Origin of the sequence: Natronococcus jeotgali DSM 18795 (genome assembly GCF_000337695.1) — an archaeon.
In the GTDB taxonomy this organism is placed as follows: domain Archaea; phylum Halobacteriota; class Halobacteria; order Halobacteriales; family Natrialbaceae; genus Natronococcus; species Natronococcus jeotgali.
The window spans coordinates 1-3083 of sequence record NZ_AOIA01000110.1 but is presented as its reverse complement, the minus strand read 5'-3'; the positions used below and the strand labels follow the sequence as shown (position 1 = coordinate 3083).

3 protein-coding genes are annotated in these 3083 nt (G+C 57.2%); 1 reads left to right on the top strand and 2 read right to left on the bottom strand.

Features of this window, described 5'->3' with window-relative positions; genetic code table 11:
• Positions 1 to 1114: 1114 nt before the first annotated feature.
• Positions 1115 to 1378: a hypothetical protein gene (locus C492_RS23745; protein WP_152424895.1), complete on the bottom strand. Its 264-nt coding sequence runs from the start codon at positions 1376 to 1378 to the stop codon at positions 1115 to 1117.
• A gap of 217 nt (positions 1379 to 1595) precedes the next feature.
• Here C492_RS23745 and C492_RS11020 point away from each other — a divergent pair, with 217 nt between their 5' ends.
• A complete protein-coding gene (locus C492_RS11020) occupies positions 1596 to 1835 on the top strand; it encodes a hypothetical protein (RefSeq protein WP_083898837.1) in 240 nt (79 codons plus the stop codon).
• Between the two features lie 888 nt (positions 1836 to 2723).
• On the opposite strand, the gene C492_RS11010 is transcribed toward C492_RS11020, so the two are convergent.
• Entirely contained in the window at positions 2724 to 3053 is a 330-nt protein-coding gene (locus tag C492_RS11010) for a hypothetical protein (protein WP_008423505.1), read from the bottom strand.
• Between the last annotated feature and the right edge of the window lie 30 nt (positions 3054 to 3083).

The window sequence follows — 3083 nt, the reverse complement described above, 5'->3', positions numbered from 1 at the left end:
GCAATGGTCGGTGATCGAGCGGAGATTCGGAACATCGCGTTCAACGGTGTCCATGATCTCGGAACTCATGGAAACATGCGCGTTGCGACAGTCGAGTCCGACGCTTTCGCTGTTGTGGACTCAATCGATATGCGCGGTGGGGGACTCCACCATGTCGATACGATCAACACTCGATCGACCAATCGAGCTGATCCCTCAAGCGAACACGAGTTTGGACAGAGCTGGTCGACGACGGGGCTTGCAGGTCATCCCGATGCTGCCGGTACGACGCTTTACCAGAACGTGATCTGNGAACACGAGTTTGGACAGAGCTGGTCGACGACGGGGCTTGCAGGTCATCCCGATGCTGCCGGTACGACGCTTTACCAGAACGTGATCTGTGGCCCCTGGCCCGATAACGGACTGTACGTCCAGGGTGGTGGACGCCAGATCGTCAAAGACTGCGTCTGCTCGAACTCCGGGACGTCGAACATCCGATTCAACGAAACGGGCAACTGGGAGCCCGTTCCCGAGATCGATGGCGACGGTGTGGCCTACGAGCAGTCGACTGTCGAAGGCTGTACGGTGATTATCGACCGGATGCCCTCCGGCGTCCACTCCGCCCAGCGCTCGATCTGGCACTACGACGGACCCGGTATNCCCGGTATGATCCGTGACTGCGATGTGACGGTCGCCTACGAAGACGACGCCAGCGGCGCGGGTGGGAACTACGCGATCGGGACGCGCTCCGGCGTGACCGAGTCGGTGATCGAGAACTGTCGCATCAATCTCCTCGAGCCCGCGGATGCCTTCTACTCGGGGACGTCGGCCCCGGTAACGCTTCGGGACATGGTGATTCAAACTGAGGGATGGGATGCTGGGTCCGAGCCGACGGACGTCATGAGTGGGAACACGCCGATGCTCGAGAACGTGACGTTGAACGGAGAGTAAGATTCGGGGAGNGATGCTGGGTCCGAGCCGACGGACGTCATGAGTGGGAACACGCCGATGCTCGAGAACGTGACGTTGAACGGAGAGTAAGATTCGGGGAGTGTGTCCTAGAATTCTTCTTGTTCTCTTCAAAGTGACCGAAGTGATAGATACAGGTCAGCGATATATCGGTATCTGATATGGACTATACGATAAATATCACAGAGCCCACGATAAAACTGAGCAGAGCAATACTGGCGAGGGCAGTAGTAGATTCCTTTCGTCCATTACTATCCACGTCTTCTGTGAGAAGGATTTTAGCACCGACAAATATCGCAGCAACACTACCTATGAGGCTCACTACTGCCCAAATTGAGAATCCAGTCTGAACAAGCTGACTAAGCGACTGTCCAAGGAGCACAACTCCGATAACTAGAGGTGCAATCCCAACTCGCCTCTGTTCTGACATATCCATATCATGATGACAGAGTCATATAACGTTTACTAGGGACTGCTCTGTTCGCACGCTCTATCTAACAGCTGGTTCGTTGAAGGTCAGGATGGAAACAATCCTGTAGGGACGATTCTATGACACGCTCTACAGGGACTTCAGTGAAGGCGGCCCTCGAGATACGACATTCGGCCGAACAGTTATATATAGTAAGGTGCAAGTGTGCGTTATAACCATGAATTTCATACTTCGTGCGAACGCGGCGGCGGTCCGGCTGGTAGCGGCCGTGACGCTCTACGCAGCGTTCGTCCTACTGATGAATGGCCACATTGCGGGCACGATCGTCATCGGGCTGTCGGCGGTGATTCTCTACCTGATGGCAGGGTCGGCCCAGGCGGGCGGCCTCCGCCGGTTCTCCGCAGGGATGATCTACGTCATCCTACTCATAATGGGGACTGGCCTAGTCGCCAGTTGAATCGGCTTTCGAAAAAGGGGCCGCTACGACGAAACGTCGACGACCGTCGTCCCAGCGAAGAAGGTTCCTCGCGATCGCGCTTGTTCTATGACTTCACCTTCGAACCGGACAGTCGCCGTCACCTCGAGCACGTCGCCCGCGATACCGAGTCGGACAGGCACGTCGATCTCTTCACCGCGCCACTCGCTCTCGAGCTCGGCGATATCTGAGTAGGTCCCGTTATCGGTGTACGTCAACGAGACGTCGAACCCCAGGACGGCACTGTTGGTCTCGAACACGCGCTCCCCACCGACAGTGAGTGGGAGGGTGGTATAGAAGTCGCCTCGCTTGTCGCCGTTGACGTTGACCTGGAACCCGTTGCCATCACTGTCAGGCTCGCCGAACGGGAGCTGCACGTCGATGACGTCGTGGGTAACATCGATATCGCGGATAAGGTCGGGCCCGCTGCCCTCGTTGGCGACTACGACCTCGAGAAAAATCTCGGAGTTGCGCTCAACGGTGCGGAGATCGACGATCTCCGTCTCGGGCTCGAGGGTCTGTTCGTGCTGGTGGTCGGTATCTCCCTCGCGGGCCGTCACTGTATACTCGCCGGGCTGGTACATCCAGTCGACGCTGTTCCAGCTCATANAGCTCATATTGACTAGCGGGAACGAGACCTTTGTCTGGCCTGGCGAGACTGACGTCTCGTTGACGACCTCGCCACCAGTCGTGAGCGTCACGTCGGAGATGTCGGTATCGTCGGCGAGGACGATCTCAAGGGCACCCTCGTTGGTGTCGACTGATTCGAACACGTCGTTCTCGGGACCAATCCCTGCGGTACAGCCGGCGAGACCGGCCGTCACCAACGTGGCCCCACCCGCAACGAGCTCTCGGCGGCCGAGCCAGTGGCTACTCATGGCTTTCACCTTTCCGCATCTGTTCTTTGAGATCGCGAACGGCGAATAGGAGCATCCCTTTCCAGGTCAGCCCGTTTCGCTTGCGGACCGCATTCAGTTTTGAGTGTTGGCCAGCATCAGGATCGAGACCGTCCGGAGCCTCGAGATTACGGTAAGCGTGAACCAACAGTCCGCGCCAGGTTAATCCTTGGTCGTTCTTTACGCGCGTGAACTCGTCGTACTGATCGGCCGGTACTTTGAGTGAGACATAGCTGGTATCGTCACCGTCGGGGATCTCGATATTGATCGATTTCCGCTCTGTTGAGTCAGAGTCATCTGCCATCGAGACCACCTACAATAGTTCGACCGGCCG

Excerpts from the sequence above, each read along its gene's own strand:
- C492_RS23745 (WP_152424895.1), bottom strand. The coding sequence starts at position 1,378 with ATGTCAGAACAGAGGCGAGTTGGGATTGCACCTCTAGTTATCGGAGTT.
- C492_RS11020 (WP_083898837.1), top strand. The coding sequence starts at position 1,596 with ATGAATTTCATACTTCGTGCGAACGCGGCGGCGGTCCGGCTGGTAGCG.
- C492_RS11010 (WP_008423505.1), bottom strand. The coding sequence starts at position 3,053 with ATGGCAGATGACTCTGACTCAACAGAGCGGAAATCGATCAATATCGAG.